The organism is Microbacterium sp. 4NA327F11 (genome assembly GCF_005503465.1).
GTDB classification, from domain to species: Bacteria; Actinomycetota; Actinomycetes; order Actinomycetales; family Microbacteriaceae; genus Microbacterium; species Microbacterium ginsengisoli.
Genome location: NZ_SCOB01000001.1, coordinates 245673 through 263694, shown reverse-complemented (window position 1 = coordinate 263694; position 18022 = coordinate 245673). Strand labels below are relative to the sequence as shown.

20 protein-coding genes and 1 tRNA gene are annotated in these 18022 nt (G+C 69.3%); 7 read left to right on the top strand and 14 right to left on the bottom strand.

All coding sequences use genetic code 11. The features are described from left to right. Nucleotides 1-38 precede the first annotated feature (38 nt). The 4 genes from FFS51_RS01285 to FFS51_RS01270 all read right to left on the bottom strand — a co-directional run bounded on the left by FFS51_RS01285 (nucleotide 39) and on the right by FFS51_RS01270 (nucleotide 2849). Nucleotides 39-1259 carry a hypothetical protein gene (locus tag FFS51_RS01285; RefSeq protein WP_137877254.1) on the bottom strand — a complete coding sequence of 407 codons (1221 nt, stop codon included), beginning with the start codon at nucleotides 1257-1259 and terminating at the stop codon, nucleotides 39-41. Further along, entirely contained in the window at nucleotides 1259-1576 is a 318-nt protein-coding gene (locus tag FFS51_RS01280; protein WP_137877253.1) for a hypothetical protein, read from the bottom strand. The genes FFS51_RS01285 and FFS51_RS01280 overlap by 1 nt, the downstream gene beginning before the upstream one ends. Further along, nucleotides 1576-1950, bottom strand: coding sequence for a YbaB/EbfC family nucleoid-associated protein (locus FFS51_RS01275; protein ID WP_045247917.1), 375 nt, complete (start codon nucleotides 1948-1950; stop codon nucleotides 1576-1578). Before FFS51_RS01275 ends, FFS51_RS01280 begins: the two co-directional genes overlap by 1 nt. A 65-nt stretch (nucleotides 1951-2015) precedes the next feature. Continuing rightward, nucleotides 2016-2849 carry a cytochrome c oxidase assembly protein gene (locus FFS51_RS01270; protein WP_048808965.1) on the bottom strand — a complete coding sequence of 278 codons (834 nt, stop codon included), beginning with the start codon at nucleotides 2847-2849 and terminating at the stop codon, nucleotides 2016-2018. A gap of 119 nt (nucleotides 2850-2968) precedes the next feature. Between FFS51_RS01270 and FFS51_RS01265 the strand changes: the two genes are divergently transcribed. Continuing rightward, nucleotides 2969-3394: an NUDIX hydrolase gene (locus tag FFS51_RS01265; protein WP_045247918.1), complete on the top strand. Its 426-nt coding sequence runs from the start codon at nucleotides 2969-2971 to the stop codon at nucleotides 3392-3394. Between the two features lie 64 nt (nucleotides 3395-3458). On the opposite strand, the gene FFS51_RS01260 is transcribed toward FFS51_RS01265, so the two are convergent. After that, nucleotides 3459-4043, bottom strand: a complete 585-nt coding sequence (locus tag FFS51_RS01260) for a hypothetical protein (protein WP_045247919.1) — start codon at nucleotides 4041-4043, stop codon at nucleotides 3459-3461. Between the two features lie 99 nt (nucleotides 4044-4142). On the opposite strand from FFS51_RS01260, the gene FFS51_RS01255 reads away from it, so the two are divergent. Both FFS51_RS01255 and FFS51_RS01250 read left to right on the top strand, forming a co-directional pair. Then, nucleotides 4143-4700: a peptidylprolyl isomerase gene (locus tag FFS51_RS01255; RefSeq protein WP_137877252.1), complete on the top strand. Its 558-nt coding sequence runs from the start codon at nucleotides 4143-4145 to the stop codon at nucleotides 4698-4700. An 8-nt stretch (nucleotides 4701-4708) separates the two neighbouring features. Next, nucleotides 4709-5584, top strand: a complete 876-nt coding sequence (locus FFS51_RS01250) for a rhomboid family intramembrane serine protease (protein ID WP_045247921.1) — start codon at nucleotides 4709-4711, stop codon at nucleotides 5582-5584. A gap of 71 nt (nucleotides 5585-5655) precedes the next feature. On the opposite strand, the gene FFS51_RS01245 is transcribed toward FFS51_RS01250, so the two are convergent. After that, complete coding sequence (locus FFS51_RS01245) at nucleotides 5656-5892, bottom strand: cell division protein CrgA (protein WP_045247922.1); 237 nt, start codon at nucleotides 5890-5892, stop codon at nucleotides 5656-5658. 54 nt (nucleotides 5893-5946) lie between these two features. Here FFS51_RS01245 and FFS51_RS01240 point away from each other — a divergent pair, with 54 nt between their 5' ends. Genes FFS51_RS01240 through FFS51_RS01235 form a run of 3 tightly spaced genes read left to right on the top strand, consistent with a single transcriptional unit; the run spans nucleotide 5947 to nucleotide 7585 of the window. Further along, complete coding sequence (locus FFS51_RS01240; protein WP_235557456.1) at nucleotides 5947-6756, top strand: class E sortase; 810 nt, start codon at nucleotides 5947-5949, stop codon at nucleotides 6754-6756. Continuing rightward, nucleotides 6756-6911: a hypothetical protein gene (locus tag FFS51_RS14605; RefSeq protein ID WP_045247923.1), complete on the top strand. Its 156-nt coding sequence runs from the start codon at nucleotides 6756-6758 to the stop codon at nucleotides 6909-6911. The genes FFS51_RS01240 and FFS51_RS14605 overlap by 1 nt, the downstream gene beginning before the upstream one ends. Continuing rightward, entirely contained in the window at nucleotides 6908-7585 is a 678-nt protein-coding gene (locus FFS51_RS01235; RefSeq protein ID WP_137877250.1) for an anthranilate synthase component II, read from the top strand. The genes FFS51_RS14605 and FFS51_RS01235 overlap by 4 nt, the downstream gene beginning before the upstream one ends. On the opposite strand, the gene pknB is transcribed toward FFS51_RS01235, so the two are convergent. The 7 genes from pknB to FFS51_RS01200 all read right to left on the bottom strand — a co-directional run bounded on the left by pknB (nucleotide 7549) and on the right by FFS51_RS01200 (nucleotide 16523). After that, complete coding sequence (pknB, locus tag FFS51_RS01230; protein WP_137877249.1) at nucleotides 7549-9249, bottom strand: Stk1 family PASTA domain-containing Ser/Thr kinase; 1701 nt, start codon at nucleotides 9247-9249, stop codon at nucleotides 7549-7551. The genes FFS51_RS01235 and pknB overlap by 37 nt on opposite strands. A gap of 61 nt (nucleotides 9250-9310) precedes the next feature. Further along, nucleotides 9311-11047 carry a protein kinase domain-containing protein gene (locus FFS51_RS01225; protein WP_137877248.1) on the bottom strand — a complete coding sequence of 579 codons (1737 nt, stop codon included), beginning with the start codon at nucleotides 11045-11047 and terminating at the stop codon, nucleotides 9311-9313. After that, nucleotides 11044-12501 carry a peptidoglycan D,D-transpeptidase FtsI family protein gene (locus FFS51_RS01220; RefSeq protein ID WP_045247927.1) on the bottom strand — a complete coding sequence of 486 codons (1458 nt, stop codon included), beginning with the start codon at nucleotides 12499-12501 and terminating at the stop codon, nucleotides 11044-11046. The genes FFS51_RS01225 and FFS51_RS01220 overlap by 4 nt, the downstream gene beginning before the upstream one ends. Before the next feature lie 52 nt (nucleotides 12502-12553). Then, nucleotides 12554-13942, bottom strand: a complete 1389-nt coding sequence (locus FFS51_RS01215; protein ID WP_045247928.1) for an FtsW/RodA/SpoVE family cell cycle protein — start codon at nucleotides 13940-13942, stop codon at nucleotides 12554-12556. Then, nucleotides 13939-15177 (bottom strand): Stp1/IreP family PP2C-type Ser/Thr phosphatase, encoded by a 1239-nt coding sequence (locus tag FFS51_RS01210; RefSeq protein ID WP_045247929.1) that lies wholly within the window; start codon nucleotides 15175-15177, stop codon nucleotides 13939-13941. Before FFS51_RS01210 ends, FFS51_RS01215 begins: the two co-directional genes overlap by 4 nt. Before the next feature lie 9 nt (nucleotides 15178-15186). Continuing rightward, complete coding sequence (locus FFS51_RS01205; RefSeq protein ID WP_045248012.1) at nucleotides 15187-15762, bottom strand: FHA domain-containing protein FhaB/FipA; 576 nt, start codon at nucleotides 15760-15762, stop codon at nucleotides 15187-15189. Between the two features lie 5 nt (nucleotides 15763-15767). Continuing rightward, a complete protein-coding gene (locus FFS51_RS01200; protein WP_137877247.1) occupies nucleotides 15768-16523 on the bottom strand; it encodes an FHA domain-containing protein in 756 nt (251 codons plus the stop codon). 151 nt (nucleotides 16524-16674) lie between these two features. Between FFS51_RS01200 and FFS51_RS01195 the strand changes: the two genes are divergently transcribed. Then, nucleotides 16675-16758 (top strand) — tRNA-Leu (locus FFS51_RS01195). A 51-nt stretch (nucleotides 16759-16809) separates the two neighbouring features. On the opposite strand, the gene FFS51_RS01190 is transcribed toward FFS51_RS01195, so the two are convergent. After that, nucleotides 16810-17565 carry an SDR family NAD(P)-dependent oxidoreductase gene (locus tag FFS51_RS01190; RefSeq protein ID WP_137877246.1) on the bottom strand — a complete coding sequence of 252 codons (756 nt, stop codon included), beginning with the start codon at nucleotides 17563-17565 and terminating at the stop codon, nucleotides 16810-16812. Nucleotides 17566-18022 lie beyond the last annotated feature (457 nt).

The following is an 18022-nucleotide window of genomic DNA, read 5'->3' as shown; positions in this document are numbered from 1 at the left end:
GTCCCGAAGGACCGGCCGTTCGACGTTCCAATGCGAACTCAGTCGTCGTCGTCCGAGACGATACGTACGCCCCGTCGCTTTCCCCCGCGTTGGGGGGCGGCCGATCTCTGATCGGACATCGGACCCGCTCCGGCGACGCCGGGATGCATCATCCGCGCGGCCGCCGCACCGGCGGCCGTCGTGCCGGCGACGGTTCCGGCGGGATCCGTTCCCGCCGAGGTCGATCCCACGAGGCCCGCGGCGGAGATGCCCGTGCTCGTCGGCGCACCGGCCGATGCGATCGAGAAGCCCGCTCCTCCGGATACCCCTCCACCCATCGAGCCGTCGACGGTGAGTGCGGCGACCCCCGTCGCCGAGCCCGGGGCGCCGATGCCGGTCATCCCGGCGTCGATGCGCGTGCGGTCGAGGTCTGCCGCGCCGCCCGCGAGGGTGAGTCGGTCATAGCCCGTGGATCCGAGCTGCGTCGCGGCCGCGGCATCCACCGTCCCGCCGGCGGTCACGACCGTCGCTGCGGGCGAGTTGCCGGCCAGCGTCGCGATGAGCGACGACGTGCTGTCGAACAGGGACCGCATCTGCTGCACGAAGCCGACGAGCGACTTCACCGACCGCAGCACCTGCACGATGGGCTTCGCGACCTTGTTGACCATCTCGTTGACGCGCGTGACGACCCGGGCGATCGCGTAGCCCATTCCGAGTCCGAAGGATGCCGCCACCACCGCCATGGCTTCGATCGCCGTGGCGAGCACCTTCGAGATCGCCGACTTCACGACGCTCTGCATGCGCGCCACAAGACCTGAGGCCGTCGTCAGTCCGCTCGAGACCGAATCCGCCCAATCGCCGGAAGCGGTCAACTGACGCGACGTCTCTTGCGCGAACCGCAGATACGCGATCACCGTCGCTCCCGACAGCCCCTCGAGATCGCTGGTCCGCGCGGCGAGTGTCGACCCGGCGCTGCGCATCGACGCACCCGCGCTCGTCCACTGGGACGCGACGCCGCTGACACTCGCCTCGCTCCCGGCGAGCTGTTCCAGCCAGGACTTGAGCGGGCCGAGAAGGTTGATGACCCACCCGAGTCCGGCGCTCGCGATCGTTCCGATCGGATCGGCCGTGGCGGCTGCAGCGCTGCTGAGGGTGTCGAAGAACGCGATGCCGCCATCGAGCCAGTTGCCATTCTGGATCGCGGTCGACAACGCCCGGCCGTCCTCGAGAAGGCGAGTGCCCGCGTAGGGGGCGGCGAGCGTCTGTGCAGAAGGGGTCATCAGTCCATCGCCCTCTCGAGATCATGCAGTGTCGTGACGATGTCGGCCTCGAGCTGCTCCCACTGCTGAGCCGTGCCCCGCAGCTGTCCTGCCGTGCGCAGCAGCAATGACTCGTTCGTACCGAACAGGCCGGTGGCCGCTGCGGTCATCGCGAGCGAGGGCGGCACGAGGAACGCGCACAGGATGCCGAACGCGTCCGAGGCGAGATCGCCCCCGCGCAGTGCGCCGATCGCCCGGGTCACGTCGTCGGCGAGGGATTCGACGAGCGCGGCGTGATGCCTCAGCCTGTCGAAGTCGAGCGCGATCTCGTCGCCCATCACGTCGTCCTCTCCACGGGGGGCGCGGATGCCGCGGCGCGAAGCTCGCTGACGATCGGGTCGTCGTCACCGAGCAACCGGGACACGCGCCGCAGCGCCTTCTCCTGCACGTCGTCCTGGGCGACCGCGATCACCGCGAGGATCTCCTGGGTGAGCCGTCGCGCACCGCGCGCAACGGCCTGATCGCCGAGGCGGAGGCCGGTCACCCGACCGGTGGCATCCACCTCGACGAACACGTCCTTGGCGGCCGAGTACGCGCTGCCGCGCACCTCCGCCATCGCGGCCTGGAAGGCCGGCATCTTGTCAGCGCGCTCCTGGGTCAGGCGGGCATCCGCCTCGACCTGCGCGATCGTCTCCTCCGCATCGGGCAACACAGCGCCACGCTAGCCACGCGTCGCCGACGCGCGAGGGGGTTTTCCACAACCCGATGAACGCCGGGTCAGGCGCTCTCGGCGCGGCCCCCGCGCAGGTGCTCCTGGGTCAGACGCTCGTACTCGTCGTCGTCGAGCTCGTCGTACTGGGTGGCCTCGCGTCGATCGCTGCGCATCCATCGCAGGAGCAGGATGACGAGCACCGGCACGTCTGCGACCTCGGCGATGAACCACAGCATGTCACCTGCGAGGTGCTGGTCGTGCAAGGGGTTCGGCCACCACCCGAGCGAGGAGGTCGTGGTGGCCGCGGCATCCACCACCGAGTCGTTGAGTCGCAGCAGGATGCCGGGCACCGAGTCGATGAGCAGCTCGACGAAGGCCAGCAGGAACTCGATGGTGATGAACAGACCGGTGTGCACCGCGGAGAGCGCAGCCATCGGCAGGACCAGAACCACCCCGACAATCGGGACGATCACCCCCAGGAGGGCATCGGTCAGCGGGTTCGAGCGCAGGGCACCGGCGAGAGGCGTGAGGAAGACGCAGAAGATCGCGGCGACGAAGACGGTCGCGAACATCGCATTTCCGAACAGGCGCACGAGCCGCGAGGCGAGGAGTCGAGCGATGCGCGCCGCGCCGGTCGGGCCGGTCGCCGCCTCGGCGAGCTCGAGAGGGCGGCCCACCACCACTCCGGCCGGAACCACGAAGATCAGCAGTGCGATGCGGGTCGTGAATGCCCAGCGAAGCTCGCCGGAATAGACGCCGAGGAATCCGAGCTCCACGACCGCGTACGAGCCGAGGCCCAGACCGAAGAACAGCAGCGTGCGCGTCAGCGGCCACTCCACCCCGCGGCGGCCTGCGGCTCTCACGCCCCAGAGATAGCTTGCGCCCGCGACGAGCAGCACGACGATCGTGAGGGGATCGGCGCGCCAAGTGGTGAGGAAGGTGGCGATGTCAGGCGTGCCGGTCAGTTTACGCCCGTCCGCCCAGCCCGCCCCGAGAGCACGGGTCGTAGGCTTCGGACATGGACATCCGGGTCGCCGCGTACGCCGTCATCACCGATGCGGAGGGGAGGGTGCTCCTCGCCCACTGGAACGAAGGCGGCCGGAGCGGATGGACGATGCCGGGCGGGGGCATCGACCCCGGAGAGGACCCGATCGACGCCGCTCGCCGCGAGGTGGACGAGGAGACCGGCTACGAGGCCCGCATCGGCGCGCTGCTCGGCATCGATTCGCAGGTGATCCCGGCGGGAAAGCGGTTCCCGGGAGCGGCGTCACCCCTTCACGCGCTGAGGATCATCTACCGCGCGGAGACCGTGGGAGGCGCGCTACGCAACGAGGCCGACGGCTCGACGGACGAGGCGCGGTGGTTCTCGCTCACCGAGGTCGCTGCCCTGCGCCGGGTGAGCCTGGTCGACATCTCGCTACGCTTCGCCGGCCTCATCGACTGACCACCACGCGCGCGAAGGGGGCGGGAGGATGTCGACATCCTCCCGCCCCCTCGATGTTCGCGACTCAGGCGTCGGGCGCGCGCAGCGGGTCGTCCGCGACCCACAGCTCGTCGTCGGCGCGCAGGGTCTGCCACGCGGCGTAGAGCACACCGATGGCAGCGGCCGCACCGAGGATGATGGCGATCACCCCGCCCGCGCCGATGCCCTTGCGCTGCGGCTCGAGCGCCGCGAGCTTGGCGGACAGCTTCTTCGTCGCCTTCTTGCTGTAGCCGGCGGCGCGCTTCTGGAACAGCGCCGCATCGGGAAGCTCGAGGCCACGGCCCGCGGCGATGCGGCCACGTGTGTCGTTCGCGGCATCCCATACCGACAGAGCACCACCGACGAGAGCACCGGCCGCCGGCACGACGGCGTCACTCAGCACGCGCTTGGACGCCTTCACCCCACGGTCGACGTAGGGAGCCGCATAGGTCTCGTACCCCTGCTGCACGGCCGGAACCACGTGCTCACGGTTGTAGTTGCCGAGCTGCCGGCCGGCCTCGCGGGCGGCGCCGGCAGCCTCGCCGAGCACGACCTGCTGGGCTTCCCACAGCTTGTTCACCTGGTTCTGGAGCTTGCGCAGCTCCTTCTTGCGCTTGCGGGTGAGACTCACGAGCGGACCCCCTTTTCGATGGGATGGGTACCGCCCATATTGCCAGAATCGGGCGCCGCGGCCGGGCGGGGTTGCAGGGAACTCTGTGAGAATGTACGCATGGCTCTTCACACGGCAGTCGCCACCATCCACACGAACCACGGCGACATCGTCGTCAACCTCTTCGGGGACCACGCCCCGCGCACGGTGCAGAACTTCACCGGCCTCTCGGACGGCTCGCAGGCCTGGACCAACCCGGCGACGGGTCAGCCGGGAGAGGGCGCCCTGTACAAGGACGTCATCTTCCACCGCATCATCCCCGGCTTCATGATCCAGGGCGGTGATCCGCTCGGACAGGGCATCGGCGGGCCCGGCTACCAGTTCGACGACGAGATCCACCCCGAGCTGACCTTCCAGAAGCCGTACCTCCTCGCGATGGCGAACGCCGGACTCCGCCGGAACGCCGTCACGGGCAAGGCCGAGGGAACGAACGGCTCGCAGTTCTTCATCACGACCGACCCGACGCCGTGGCTGCAGGGCAAGCACTCGATCTTTGGCGAGGTCGCCGACGACGCCTCGCGCGCCGTGGTCGATGCCATCGCCGCGGTGCCGACCGCTGCGGGCGACCGTCCGGTCGAGCCGGTGGTCATCGAGTCGATCGACATCGTCGCGGCCTGACCACAGCGGTGACCAGCGCCGACTTCGCGCGCAATCGCGAGAACTTCTGCTACCGGCATCCCGACCGGCAGAGCTTCGTGCTCTGCCAGCGGTGCCTGCGCACGATTTGCCCCGAATGCCAGACCCAGGCGGCCGTCGGCGTCATCTGTCCCGAGTGCATCGCGCAGCAGCGCCGTGACCAGACTCCCGCCCAGGCCCGAGCGCAGCGCCGCTGGGGCCGGGCGGGAGGGTCGACCTCCGTTGCGCTGCGCGGACAGCCGGTGGTGACCTACGCGATCATCGCCATCACGGCCGTCTTCTATGTGATCCAGCAGATCATCCCGGCCTCGACGCAGTGGTTCGTCTTCTACGCGCCCGCGCTCTACCCGTCGCTTCTGGGCACGTTCGAACCCTGGCGACTGGTGACCGGCGCACTGGTGCACAGCAGCATCCTGCACATCGGGCTCAACATGCTCTCGCTCTGGATGATCGGTCGCATCATGGAGCCGTTGCTCGGGAGGGGCCGCTTCCTCGCGCTCTACCTGATCAGTGCGCTCGGCGGCTGGGTGGCAGTGACCCTGCTCGCCTTCCCGACTCCCGTGCTCGGGGCATCGGGTGCGATCTTCGGGCTCTTCGGCGCGCTGGTCATCATCGCCCGCCACCTCGGTGCCCAGATCACGGGGATCCTCGTCGTGCTCGCGGTGAACCTGGTGATCGGGTTCGTGCCCGGGTTCGGAATCTCGTGGCAGACGCACCTCGGCGGACTCGTCGCGGGCGCCGTCGTCGGCCTCGTGTTCGCGCGGACGCGTCGTCGGGACCAGCGGGTGCGTCAGATCGTGCTGCTGACCGTGGTCACGGTTGCGCTGTTCGCGCTGATGCTGATCCCGCTCGCGATCTACGGCTGATCGCCGGAGTTTTCCACAGCGTCATCCACAGGTGGGGATGAATGACAGCGGTGTAATTCGGATGCCGCGGCTCAGCGCCAGCGGGTCGTCATGAGGAACCCGACGAAGGCGATGCCGAAGCCGATGACGAGGTTCCACGCGCCGAGGTTCGGGATCGGGAACTGCGAACCGCTGAGGTAGAACACGAGCACCCAGGCGAGGCCGAGGAGCATGAGACCGATCATGATCGGCTTGAACCACGCGGGGTTCGGGGCGGGCTCACCCGAGGTGGCTGCGGGTCGCTGGTCGTCCGTGCGCTTGGATGCCATGCGGCACAGTCTATCGGGGGGATGCTTCGGCTCCGCGGAACGTACAATCCGAGTGTGACCGAACCCGAACCGCCGCTGCGTCGCCATCGTCGCGCCGTCGCGTCGTCCTCGGAGACGTCGGCCTCACCGCAGGCTCCCCGCCGCCACCGCGTGAGCGTGATCGGTGTCATCGGGGAGATCCTCATCACGGCCGGAGTGCTGGCGCTCCTCTACGTGTCCTGGCAGATGTGGTGGGGCGACTCCATCATCGGGGCCCAGCAGAACTCGGTCGGAAACTCCCTCTCGCAGCAGTGGCAGACCGAGGCGACAACCGAACCCTCGCCGTCTCCCACGACCAGCGGCGAGCCCGTGACCGCGGCGCCGCCCGATCTTCCGCAGCCCGCGAACGCGCAGATCTTCGCCACCATGCACATCCCCCGCTTCGGCTCGGACTACAACGTGGCGATCGCCGGCGGAGTGACACGGCAGGGAACACTCGACCCGATCGGCATCGGGCACTACCCGGGGACGCAGATGCCGGGGCAGGAAGGGAACTTCGCCCTCGCGGCGCACCGCACGACGTTCGGCGCCCCCTTCCACCGCATCGCCGATCTCCACGTCGGTGACGCGATCGTCGTCGAGACCCCCGACGGCTGGTACACCTACCGATTCCGGACGCTCGAATACGTGAAGCCGACCGCCGTCGACGTGCTGCTCCCGGTGCCGCAGGTGCCGGATGTCCCCGCCTCCGGCCGGTACATGACGATGACCAGCTGCAGCCCCATGTACTCGGCGGACGAGCGCATCGTCGCCTACAGCGTGTTCGAGTCCTTCACCCCGCGCTCGGCAGGACCGCCGGCGTCCCTCACGGAGGTGTCCCCCTGATGTACGGAGCTCTCTGGCGCATCCTGCCCGGCCCCTGGTGGGTTCGGGTCATCATCCTCGTCGTGCTCGCGGCGGCCGTGCTCTACGGCCTCGTGTTCTGGGCGTTCCCCTTCATCGCCTCGATCACCAGCAATCAAGACGTCACGGTGGGATGACCGCACGCGTCGTCGTCCTCGATAACCGCGACAGTTTCGTCCACACCCTCGTCGGGTATCTGCGCGAGCTCGGGGCGCAGGTCGACGTGAGCGACGCGACCCATCTCGCGACGGCCGATGTCGAGGCGCTCGTGCAGCGCGCCGACGCGGTCGTGATCTCGCCGGGCCCCGGCCGGCCCGAGGACGCTCGGGCCTCGCTCGCGGCCGTTCCGCTGGCGATGAGCCGGGACATCCCTCTTCTCGGTGTCTGCTTCGGCCATCAGGTGATCGCCGTGGCCCTCGGCGGGCGCGTCGAGGAGGCGCCGGAACTGCGGCACGGGATGACGTCGCGCGTCGAGCATGACGCGAGCGGCGTGCTGGCGCGGATGCCTCGTCCCGCGATCGTCGGACGCTACCACTCGCTGGCTGTCGTCGAGGAGGCGCTCCCCGACGAGCTGCGTGTCACCGCGCGCACGTCGAGCGGAACTGTCATGGCGATCACGCATCGCACTGCGCGGGTCGACGGTGTGCAGTTCCATCCCGAGAGCGTGCTCACCGAGGGCGGATATCTGCTGCTGGGCACCTGGCTCGAATCCGTGGGGATTCCGGATGCCGCGGCGCGCGGATCCTCCCTCTCCCCGCACCGGGGTGCGTTGGCTCAGCCGGCGCAGACCGTGAGCGTGACTGTCGACTGAATCGGCACCTCGCCGGGCGCGACCGACATCACCTTCACCGTGGGCGGCTTGCTCGCCGTGCAGGACCCATCGTTGGTCTGCGCAGGGGTCAAGCCGAGCTTCTGCAACTGGGACTCCGCGGCGGAGACCGTGAAGCCGGTCAGGTCGGGGAGAGCGACTTTTCCGGTCGCCACCACGAGTGCGATCGACGTGCCGGCCGGGACGTTGGTGCCCGCCGCGCTGCTCGCGGACAGCACCGTCCCGGACTTCGCCGAGGGATCGTCCTGCTGGGTGACCGCGCCGAGAGCGAGGCCGGCGTTCGTGAGTGCGGAGGTGGCGGCATCCTGGGAAAGGCCCTGCAGCGTCGGCACGGGAACCATGGGCACACCCGTCGACACGTAGACCACGACGGTCGCCCCCTGCGCGCTCACGGTGCCCGCGGCGGGATCGGTGCGGATGACATTGCCGGACGCGACCGTCGTGCTCGCTTCGGCGCGCTGCTGCACGGTGAAGCCCGCTTCGCTGAGCGTGCCGCTCGCCTTCGTGAAGGCCACCTGCGCGACGTCGGGCACCGTGTGGGGCGGGGCTTCGGCGCCGGCGCCGGCTCGGGCCGCGATCACCCAGGCGAGCACGGCGATCAGCACGACCGCCGCGATCGCGGTTCCGATCCAGATCCAGAGGGTGGTCGGTGCGGGCGAGGTCCTCGTCGTCGCGCGGGTCGTCGACAGGCGCCGCAGCGACTGCGCCGTGGCCGTCGCCTCGCGGGTGCTCGGCGCGAACAGCACGTCGGAGACCTCGGTGGGCGTCGGAGCGGGCGGTTCGTCGGACGCGACCCCCCGGAGCGCGGAGGCGAGCGCGCCGCGGAAGGCCGCGGCATCCGGGAATCTGTCGAAGGGATCCTTCGCGAGAGCCCGGGAGACGACGGCGTCGATGATGGGCGGCACGTCATCGCGCTCATCGCTCGGCGCGGCGGGTGCCTCGCTCACGTGCTGGTACGCGACGGCGACCGGAGTGTCGCCCCGGAACGGCGGATGCCCGGTGAGCAGTTCGAACAGCACGACGCCCGCCGAGTAGAGATCTGCGCGGGCGTCGACCGTCTCGCCCTTGGCCTGCTCGGGCGAGAAGTACGAGGCCGTGCCGAGGATCTGCGTCGTCTCGGCCACCGTCGAGGACCCGTCGGAGACGGCGCGGGCGATGCCGAAGTCCATCACCTTCACCTGACCGGTCGGCGTCACCATGACGTTGCCCGGCTTGATGTCCCGGTGGATGACGCCGGCGCGATGGGAGTACTGCAGAGCCTCGAGGATGCCGTCGGTGATGCGCACGGCGTCTTCGACGGAGAGCGGCTCGTCGCCGATGAGGTCCTTCACGAGCGTGCCGCGAACGAGCTCCATGACGATGTACGGCTCCGGCACCACGGTGCCGTCGGGAAAGGTCGTCGTCGTCTCCCCCGCGTCGTACACACGCACGATCGTCGGATGGGACATCCTCGACGCCGACTGTGCTTCGAGACGGAACCTCGTGCGGAAGCCGTCGTCAGACGCCAGTTCGCGGGCGAGGAGCTTGATGGCCACCTCGCGTCCGAGGGTCACGTCGTAGCCGCGGTAGACGCTCGCCATGCCGCCGCGTCCGATGAGCTCGTCGAGGCGGTAGCGCCCGTCGAGCACGCGTGGTTCGTCGCTCACATCACTCCTTGGTCCTCGGCAAGCCTAGGCCTGCCGAGGACCGACCCCATGGAGGGGGTGTTCAGGGAGTGGTCGCGCTAGGTGTCGGGGTGGACGCGCCGACGATCGTCGCCTCCACCTGGGGCGCCTGCGGCGTGGTCTGCTGCGTCTGCCCGGTCCCACCGCTGCAGGTCGCCGTGTAGGTGACTCCGACGCGGTTGCCGGATGCACCGGTGACCTGAATCTGCGCGGTGGTCGTGTTCGCGTCGACCGTGAGCGTCTGAGTTCCGTTCGCGAACACCGCGTTCTGGACGATCTGCACCGTGTAGCTGGAGACCGACCCGGTGCCGCTCGGGCACGTGTAGGCGCTCCACTTCACCGTGACGGTGCTTCCCGCCGGGACCTGCGTCACCGGCGCACCGGCGATCTCATACGTCACGCCTGCGGACGGGGCCGGGAGCGACTGCACCGCGCCGTAACAGGTGATCGTTATCGTGGATCCGGCCGGCACGTTGCCACTGCTCGGCGACGTCGATGCGACCGTGTTCACCTTGTCGCTCGACGGTGCTGCCGGCGGGTTCGCCCCGGTCGCGGGGGTGAGGCCGGCACTCGTGGCCTTCGAGAAGGCCTCGGTGCAGGTCATTCCGACGAGGTTGAGGCTCGCGATGCTCACCGGGGTGGCCGACTCGGACGGCGTCGGGCTGTTCGACGGGGTCGAGCTCGACACGCTCGGCGTCGAGGGCGGCGCCGAATCGCCCCGGTTCGCGAACAGGGCGATCAACGTGCCGCCGAGGACGATCACCAGCAGGGCGATGAGCGCGATCAGGGGCCATGTCCACGGGCTGCGCTTGCGCTTCTGCTCCGTGGCTGCCACCGGAGCCGCCGCGAGCAGCTGCGTCGCCGCTGCCGTCGCGGGCGATGTGCCCAGCAGCTGGGTGGCGGCATCGGTCGCGAGGAAACCACCGGCGATCGCCGGCACGGCCGCCGCGGCCGCGGCGACGTCCCCGCGACGCAGCGCGGTCGCCGCGCGGGCCACGGTCGCCGCAGAGCCAGGGCGGTCCTCCGGCTTCTTGGCGATCATCGCCATGACGAAGTTCTGCACCGGCTCGGCTACCGTCGGAGGCAGCGGCGGCGGCTGCTCGTTGATCTGCGCCATCGCGATCGCGACCTGCGACTCGCCCGTGAACGGGCGCTTTCCGGCGAGGCTCTCGTAAGCCACGATGCCGAGCGAATAGATGTCGGTCGACGGGGTCGCGGGGTGACCCGACGCCTGCTCGGGCGAGAGGTACTGCACCGTGCCCATGACCTGACCGGTGGCGGTCAGCGGCACCTGGTCGGCGATGCGCGCGATGCCGAAGTCGGTGATCTTCACCCGGCCGTCCGGCGTGATGAGGAGGTTGCCGGGCTTGATGTCGCGGTGCACGAGGCCGGCGGCATGAGCCGCCTGCAACGCGGACGCCGTCTGCGCGACGATGTCGAGCGTCTTGTCCGTCGAGAGCGACCCCTCTCGCTCGAGGATCGTGGAGAGCGCCTCACCGGGCACGAGCTCCATCACGAGGAACGCGCTGCCGTTCTCCTCGCCGTAGTCGAAGACGCTCGCGATGCCCTCGTGGTTCACGAGTGCGGCATGGCGCGCTTCCGCGCGGAACCGCTCGAGGAACCCGGGGTCCCCCATGTACTCGTCCTTGAGGATCTTGATCGCGACCGTGCGGCCGATCACATGGTCGGTCGCCTCCCAGACCTCGCCCATGCCGCCGATGGCGATCCTGGACTCGAGCTCGTAGCGTCCCCCGAACATCGCACCCTGCATAGGTCTCATTTGCCCAGCACCGCCTCCATGACCTTCTTTGCGATGGGCGCCGCGAGCGAATTGCCGCTGCCCGATTGTCCTCGTCCCCCGCCGTTCTCGACGACCACGGCGACGGCCACCTTCGGGTTCTCTGCGGGCGCGAAGCCGGTGAACCACAGCGTGTACGGGTCGGTGGGACCGTTCTGCGCCGTGCCGGTCTTACCTCCCACACTGACGCCGTCTATTCTTGCATTCGTCGCGATTCCGCTGCTGACGTTGGCGACCATCATCTGCACCATCTCCGCATCCAATGTCGAGTCGAGTGCCTGTCCGAACTGCTCGTTGCCGAAGGTCTGCTGAACCGACAGGTCGGATCCGATCACCTGGTCCACCATGCGCGGCTTCATCACGACGCCACCGTTCGCGATGCCCGCCGACACCATCGCCATCTGCAGCGGGGTCGCGCGCACATCGCCCTGGCCGAAGCCGCTCAGGGCGGCGCGCGTGTCGCTGAGGTTGCTCGGGTAGACCGAGGCGGTGCTGGTAATCGGCAGATCGAAGCTCGTGTTGAAGCCGTACTTCTCGGCCTCCTTGCGGATGGTCTCGCCGCCGAGCTGCGCGGCGAGCTCCGCCATCGGGATGTTGCAGCTCAGCCGGAGTGCGTCGGCGATCGAGACCTGGTCGCCCGGACCGCACGTGCCTCCGGTGTCGTTGCTGATCGAGGTCGAGGTGCCCGGCAGCGTGTAGCTGGCGACGTTGGGGAGCAGGGACTGCGGCGTGTAGTTTCCCGTGGCGAGAGCGGCGGACGCCGTGACGAGCTTGAACGTCGAGCCGGGCGGGTTGAGGTTGCCGCCGATCGCCCGGTTGTAGAGCGGGTTCGTCGCCTGTGCGACGAGTTGGTCGTAGGTCGTGTTCACCTGGGTCGCGTCGTGGCCGGCCAGCGAGTTGGTGTCGTAGCTGGGGCTCGTGACCATCGCCAGGATGCGCCCGGTCGAGGGTTCGATCGCGACCACAGCGCCCTGCAGGGACCCGAGCGCGTCGTAGGCGGCCTTCTGCACGCTCGCGTCGAGGGTGAGCACCACGTTCGATCCGCGCGCGGGCTTGCCGGAGATGATCTGCTCGAGACGCGCGAGGAACTGCGACCCGCCGGTCCCGCTCAGGTCCTGGTTCATCGCGTTCTCGATGCCCGTCGATGACCCGAGCACGGGGTTGAAGTACCCGGTCACCGGAGCCCACATCTGCGGGTCGACATACTGGCGCTGCCAGCTGTAGACATCGCTCGACGGCACCGATGAGGCGATGGCCGTGCCGCTTGCGATGATCGCCCCGCGCTCGATCGAGTAGGAGTCGTAGAGGCTGCGGCGGTCGGCGGGATTCGCCGCGAGGTTCTGCGCCTGCGCGACCTGGATGATGCTCGTCGAGCCGAAGAGCACGAGGAACATGGCGAGCAGCACGATGCTGATGCGGCGGAGCTCTTTGGTCATCGTTCCTCCCCCCGGATGCCGGCGGCGAACGCGATCACGCGCGCGCGACGGGTCATCCGATCACCGCCCGCGGCTGGCGACGCACGGCGTCGGAGATGCGCAGCAGGATGGCGACGATCAGCCAGTTGGCGACGAGGGACGAACCTCCCGCGGCGAGGAAGGGCGTGGTGAGGCCGGTGAGGGGGATGACCCGTGTCACGCCGCCGACCATGATGAACACCTGCAGCGCGATCGTGATCGACAGGCCGGTCGCGAGGAGCTTTCCGAAGTCGTCCTGGCCGGCGATGCCGACCCGCAGGCCGCGGCTGATGAAGACCATGTAGAGACAGAGGATCGCGAAGGCTCCGACGAGCCCGAGCTCCTCGGCGAGGCTCGGGAAGATGTAATCGCTCTGCGCGAGCGGCGTGATCTGAGGGCGCCCCTGACCGAGACCGGTGCCCAGCAGGCCGCCGTGGGCCATTCCGAAGATGCCCTGCGCGAGCTGGTAGCTGCTGTTGTTGATGAGTGACGGGTCGAACGCGTGCAGCCAGTTCGTGAACCGGGCACCGACGTAGGGCAGTACCTGGGCGGCGGCCACGGCGACTCCGGCCGCCATCGCGACGCCGAGCAGCACCCAGCCGGTCTTGCCCGTCGCGACATAGAGCATGCCGACGAACATGCCGAAGATGAGCAGGCCGCTGCCGAGATCGTGCTGGGCGACGATGATGCCCACCGAGATCACCCAGACCACGAGGAGCGGGCCGAGATCGCGCGCGCGCGGCCATGTGATGCCGAGGAAGCGCTTGCCCACCGACGACAGGCTCTCGCGTGTGCGCACGAGGTAGCCGGCGAAGAAGATCGCGAGGGCGATCTTCGCGAGCTCGCCCGGCTGGAAGGAGAAGATGCCGAGGTTCACCCAGACGGCGGCGTTCGCGTTGATGGCGAGGCCGGGGATCAGGGGGAGGACGAGCAGAAGCACACCGACGAAGCCGAACACGTACGTGAAGCGGAACAGCACGCGGTAGTTGCGCAGGAACACCACGATGAGGATGGAGCCCGCGATGGCGATCGCCGCCCATGCCAGCTGGCGGGTGGAGTAGGCCGCCCACCCGGTGTAGCGGAACGCTATGTCGATGCGGTAGATCTCGGCGATGCCGAGCCCGGTGAGGAGGGTCGCGATCGGCAGCACGAACGGGTCGGCGTTGGGTGCCCGGAACCGCAGCACGACGTGCAGACCGAGCGCGAGCAGGGTGAGCCCGCCGGAGTAGGTGAGGATCGTGACATCCACCTGACCGAGTGCGCCGAGCTGCACGAGCACGATCGCGGCCGCGGAGATGAGGCACGCGAAGATCAGCAGCCCCAGCTCCCGGTTGCGCAGGGTCTGCGGCGAGCGGATGCGGCGCAGGGCGCGCAGCACCGCGGTGTCGGCCTGGATCGGCGCGTCGGCCGGGGTGGTCGTCATCCGCCGGATCCCTTCTGGGGAGTGATGCGCTCCACGATGCTCTGCGCCTCGGCGAGGGAGCCGGCGGAGATCGTCGCCGTCACCGTGGCACGGTCGAACGGCGCGAGGGAGTCGAGCGTGATGCCGGTGTCCTGGTAGAGCTCGGACAGGTGGATAGGTCCGATATTCGCCTGGATGCCGCGGTAGATCACCACCGTGTCGTTGTCGGCGCCAACGTAGTAGCGCGTCTGCGTCCAGGCGTACGCGCCCGCGAGCGCGGCCGCGATGAGCGCGATGACGATGACCAGACCCACGATCCAGGAGATCCGCCGGCGTCGCGCGCGCCGCCGGTCCTCCTCGATGAGCTCTTCGAGGAACTGCGGCTGCGGCTCGAAGTGCGTCGGCTCGTTCGCGGCCTGCCGCACCGGGTGCAGCCAGGACGATCGGCCGGGACGGGCGGCGGTGACGACGACGCCCGTCGGGTTCGAGGCGGAGCCCACGATCGTCGGCGTGCCGGAGAAGACCGGATGCTGCCCCCCGACGTCGACGATGACGATGGTCACGTTGTCGGGGGCACCCGCGTCGAGGGCCTGCTTGAGGAGCATGTCGGCGGTGCGGGCGGGTGCGTGGCCCGCCGCGAGCGCCTTCGCCGTGTGCGTGTCGTCGACGACGCCGGAGAGCCCGTCGGAGCACAGCAGCCACCGGTCGCCCGGGCGGGTGGGCATGATGAACGAGTCGACCTCGGGGTCGGGGTCCATGTCGCCGAGCACCCGCATCAGCACCGAGCGCCGCGGGTGGTAGCGCGCCTCCTCCGGCGTGATCCGCCCGGAGTCCACCAGACGCTGCACGAAGGTGTGGTCGGTCGTGATCTGGGTGAGCGCGCCGTCGCGGAAGAGATAGATGCGCGAGTCGCCGATGTGGGCGATCACGGCATAGTCGTCGACCATCACGATCGCACTGACGGTGGTGCCCATGCCGGCCAGCTCCGGGCGGGTGGCGACCGTGTCGATCAGGTCGGTCGCCGTCTCATGGATCGTCTCCTGCAGCGCGCGCTCGGCGTCGAGCGACGAGCCGAACGGGCGGTCGAGCTCCTCGAGCCGGTCGACCGCGATGCTCGACGCGACATCCCCGCCGGCATGGCCGCCCATGCCGTCGGCGACGACGAACAGGTTCGACCCGGCGTAGCCGGAGTCCTGGTTGTTCGATCGCACCTTGCCGGTGTGCGAGAGCGCTGTGCTCGATCCCTGGAAGACCATCGGGCGCGATCAGTCCCGCAGCTCGAAGGTCGTGGCGCCCACCTTGATCGGCGCGCCGAGCAGAACCGGCACGGGTGAGCTGACGCGGTCGCCGTCGTGCCACGTGCCGTTGGTCGAGTCGAGGTCCTGGATCATCCACTGCTCGCCCCACAGCAGCAGGCGTGCGTGGTGGCTCGAGGTGTAGTCGTCGCGGATGACGAGACCGGACTCGCTGGAGCGCCCGATCGTCAGTGGCTCGGTGCCGAGCGTCAGCTCGAGTCCGGCCTTGGGCCCGCTCGTGATCACGATGCGATGGGCGTTCTCGGATGTCGCCTTCCCGCCCTTCTTCGCCGAGGCGCGGGCCGCGGAGGTGGGCGAGGTCGCGAGGGTCGGTCCGGTGCCGGCGACGAGGGGGGCGGCGGTCGCCGCGGTGGCGGCGGCGGGGGCGGCCGCACGCACCGGCCCGGATGCGGCCCCGGCGTCGGGGAGTTTGCGCACTCGTACGCCGAACAGGTCGGCGCGCAGCGAGTAGATGACGGCGAACACGAAGAACCACAGGATCAGCAGGAAGCCGATCCGCAGCAGCAGAAGTGTGAGCTCGCTCACATCGCTCATGACAGCGGACTCCCCCAGTTGTCGCCGCGTACATCGAACGCGCGCGTCGTATCGTCGGCCGCCGCGGGTGCCGGGCGCCGGGGCGCCTCGGTCGATGCGATCACGCGGAAGACGAGGTTGGTGTTGCCGATCGAGATGGTGGCGTCGCTCGGCAGTGCCGCCTCGGAGATCTTGCGGCCGGCGAGCTTCGTGCCGTTCGTCGACCCGAGGTCGCGCACCATGGCGCGTTCGCCGTCCCACAGGATCTCGGCGTGCGTGCGGCTGGCTCCCGCGTCGGAGATCGTGATGTCGGCATCCGATCCACGGCCGATGACCGTGCGGGCACCGGCGATCGGGTATCGGCGACCCGCGACATCCACGACCGCCTGCCAGGAGACGCGACCCTCGGCGATCTGCGACTCGACCCGCAGTGTGCCGGTGGAGAGGCGGTCGTCGGAGACGAGCGAGATCGTCAGCGCGGACGGAAGCGTGTAGCCCTGCGTGCGGGCGTGGGTCGTGATGACCTCGCGCAGCTCCGCCTGCAGCGGGGTGCCGAGCGCACTCATGCGCTCCTCGTCGGACGGGGCGAGATGCACGACGAAGGCGTTCGGAGCCAGGATGCGCTCACGCGAGACGATCGCGGCCTTCTTGTCCATGTCGCTGCGCAACGCCGACGCGATGTCGACGGGCTCGATACCGCTGCGAAAGGTCTTCGCGAAGGCGCCGTTGACGGCGCGCTCGAGACCTTTCTCGAAGCTGTCTAGTAGTCCCACGTGACTCCTCAGGCAGGCCGACGGGTTGCTTCATCGTAGTTGCACACCCTGGAGGAGCCGTGCACAACGCGTCTCGAGGTGCGTGCCGGCCGCGGCCCCGTGATATCCTCGGGAGGTTGAGTGGGCGGATGCCTCGGCATCCTCTCCGAACGCGCGAGTGGCGGAATAGGCAGACGCGCTGGCTTCAGGTGCCAGTGCCCGAAAGGGCGTGGGGGTTCAACTCCCCCCTCGCGCACCGCACAACGACGAAGGCCCCCGGTCATCCCGGGGGCCTTCGTCATTGAGGTCACTGGGCGGCGTAGCCGCCGTCGACCAGGTGGTAGGAGCCGGTCACGAAGCTGGCGGCGTCGCTCGAGAGGAAGGCGACGATCGCGGCGACCTCCTCGGGGGTGCCGAGACGGCCGAGCGCGTGCTTGGCGGCGAGGGCGTCCTTGGTGGCCTGGTCGAGGTTCTTGTCGAGCAGCGGGGTGGCGATGAACCCCGGGCCGACCGCGTTGACGCGCACCTTCTTCGCGCCGTACTCGAGGGCGGCGTTCTTGGTGAGGCCGATGAGGCCGTGCTTCGCGGTCACGTAGGCCGACGAGAAGGGGATGCCGACGGAGCCGAGCACCGAGGCCATGTTGACGATCGAGCCGCCCCCGTTGGCTGCCATGGCGACGACCTGCGCGCGCACGCCGTAGAACACGGCGTTGAGGTTGACCTCGATGACCTTCTGCCAGCTGTCGAGGGGGTACTCCCCTACGGGGGCCGCGGCGCCGCCGATCCCGGCGTTGTTCACGGCGATGCGCAGCGGCGCGAGGGCGTTGGCGCGCTGGATCGACTCGTCGATCCACGCGGTGTCGCTCACGTCGCCGACGAAGGCGCTCGCGGTGCCGCCCGCGGCGGTGATCTCGTCGACGACGGATGCCGCGGCATCCGCGTTGATGTCGGTGACGAGCACGCTCGCGCCGCTCGCCGCCAGGGTGTGCGCCACGGCGCGACCGATCCCCGACCCCGCTCCCGTCACGATCGCCGAACGTTCTGCGACGTCGTACACAGCCATGTCGATTCCTTTCCTCATCCGGCGTGACCGTGATGAGGCGGCGCCGGCCGATGGCGGCGGCGCGGGTGCGCCTGCCGTCGGGCAGCCTGAAAGGTTGTCCTTGTTCGACAACTGTCGAAGACCATCGTGCATTCCCGGACAGTCAGACTGGGCGTTGCTTATGCGCTTGCCGCAAGATCGACGCGGGCACCCCCACGCGCCGCCGCCGCCGCGTAACGTAACGACTCGCATCCCTCGTGCCCCCAGCGGAGGGATCCACAAGAGCCCCCTCCTGATCCCCCAGCCGGGAGGGGGCTCTTCTCTGCCTTGGCGCGAACTCGCAGCCCTCTTCCGGTGGGGCGCACAGCCCGGCGACGACGTCGAACCGACGTCGCGCAGCTCATCGATTTCTCACGGCTCACCCGCTATGCGCGGCGGTTTCGAGGTCATTAGAGTGAACGCTGTCACGCATGGCGTG

Coding starts and splice junctions, on each gene's coding strand:
- FFS51_RS01235 (WP_137877250.1), top strand. CDS start 6,908: ATGACCGCACGCGTCGTCGTCCTCGATAACCGCGACAGTTTCGTCCAC.
- FFS51_RS01190 (WP_137877246.1), bottom strand. CDS start 17,565: ATGGCTGTGTACGACGTCGCAGAACGTTCGGCGATCGTGACGGGAGCG.
- FFS51_RS01225 (WP_137877248.1), bottom strand. CDS start 11,047: ATGAGACCTATGCAGGGTGCGATGTTCGGGGGACGCTACGAGCTCGAG.
- FFS51_RS01255 (WP_137877252.1), top strand. CDS start 4,143: ATGGCTCTTCACACGGCAGTCGCCACCATCCACACGAACCACGGCGAC.
- FFS51_RS01215 (WP_045247928.1), bottom strand. CDS start 13,942: ATGACGACCACCCCGGCCGACGCGCCGATCCAGGCCGACACCGCGGTG.
- FFS51_RS01245 (WP_045247922.1), bottom strand. CDS start 5,892: ATGGCATCCAAGCGCACGGACGACCAGCGACCCGCAGCCACCTCGGGT.
- FFS51_RS01220 (WP_045247927.1), bottom strand. CDS start 12,501: ATGACCAAAGAGCTCCGCCGCATCAGCATCGTGCTGCTCGCCATGTTC.
- FFS51_RS01265 (WP_045247918.1), top strand. CDS start 2,969: ATGGACATCCGGGTCGCCGCGTACGCCGTCATCACCGATGCGGAGGGG.
- FFS51_RS14605 (WP_045247923.1), top strand. CDS start 6,756: ATGTACGGAGCTCTCTGGCGCATCCTGCCCGGCCCCTGGTGGGTTCGG.
- FFS51_RS01210 (WP_045247929.1), bottom strand. CDS start 15,177: ATGGTCTTCCAGGGATCGAGCACAGCGCTCTCGCACACCGGCAAGGTG.
- FFS51_RS01285 (WP_137877254.1), bottom strand. CDS start 1,259: ATGACCCCTTCTGCACAGACGCTCGCCGCCCCCTACGCGGGCACTCGC.
- FFS51_RS01280 (WP_137877253.1), bottom strand. CDS start 1,576: ATGGGCGACGAGATCGCGCTCGACTTCGACAGGCTGAGGCATCACGCC.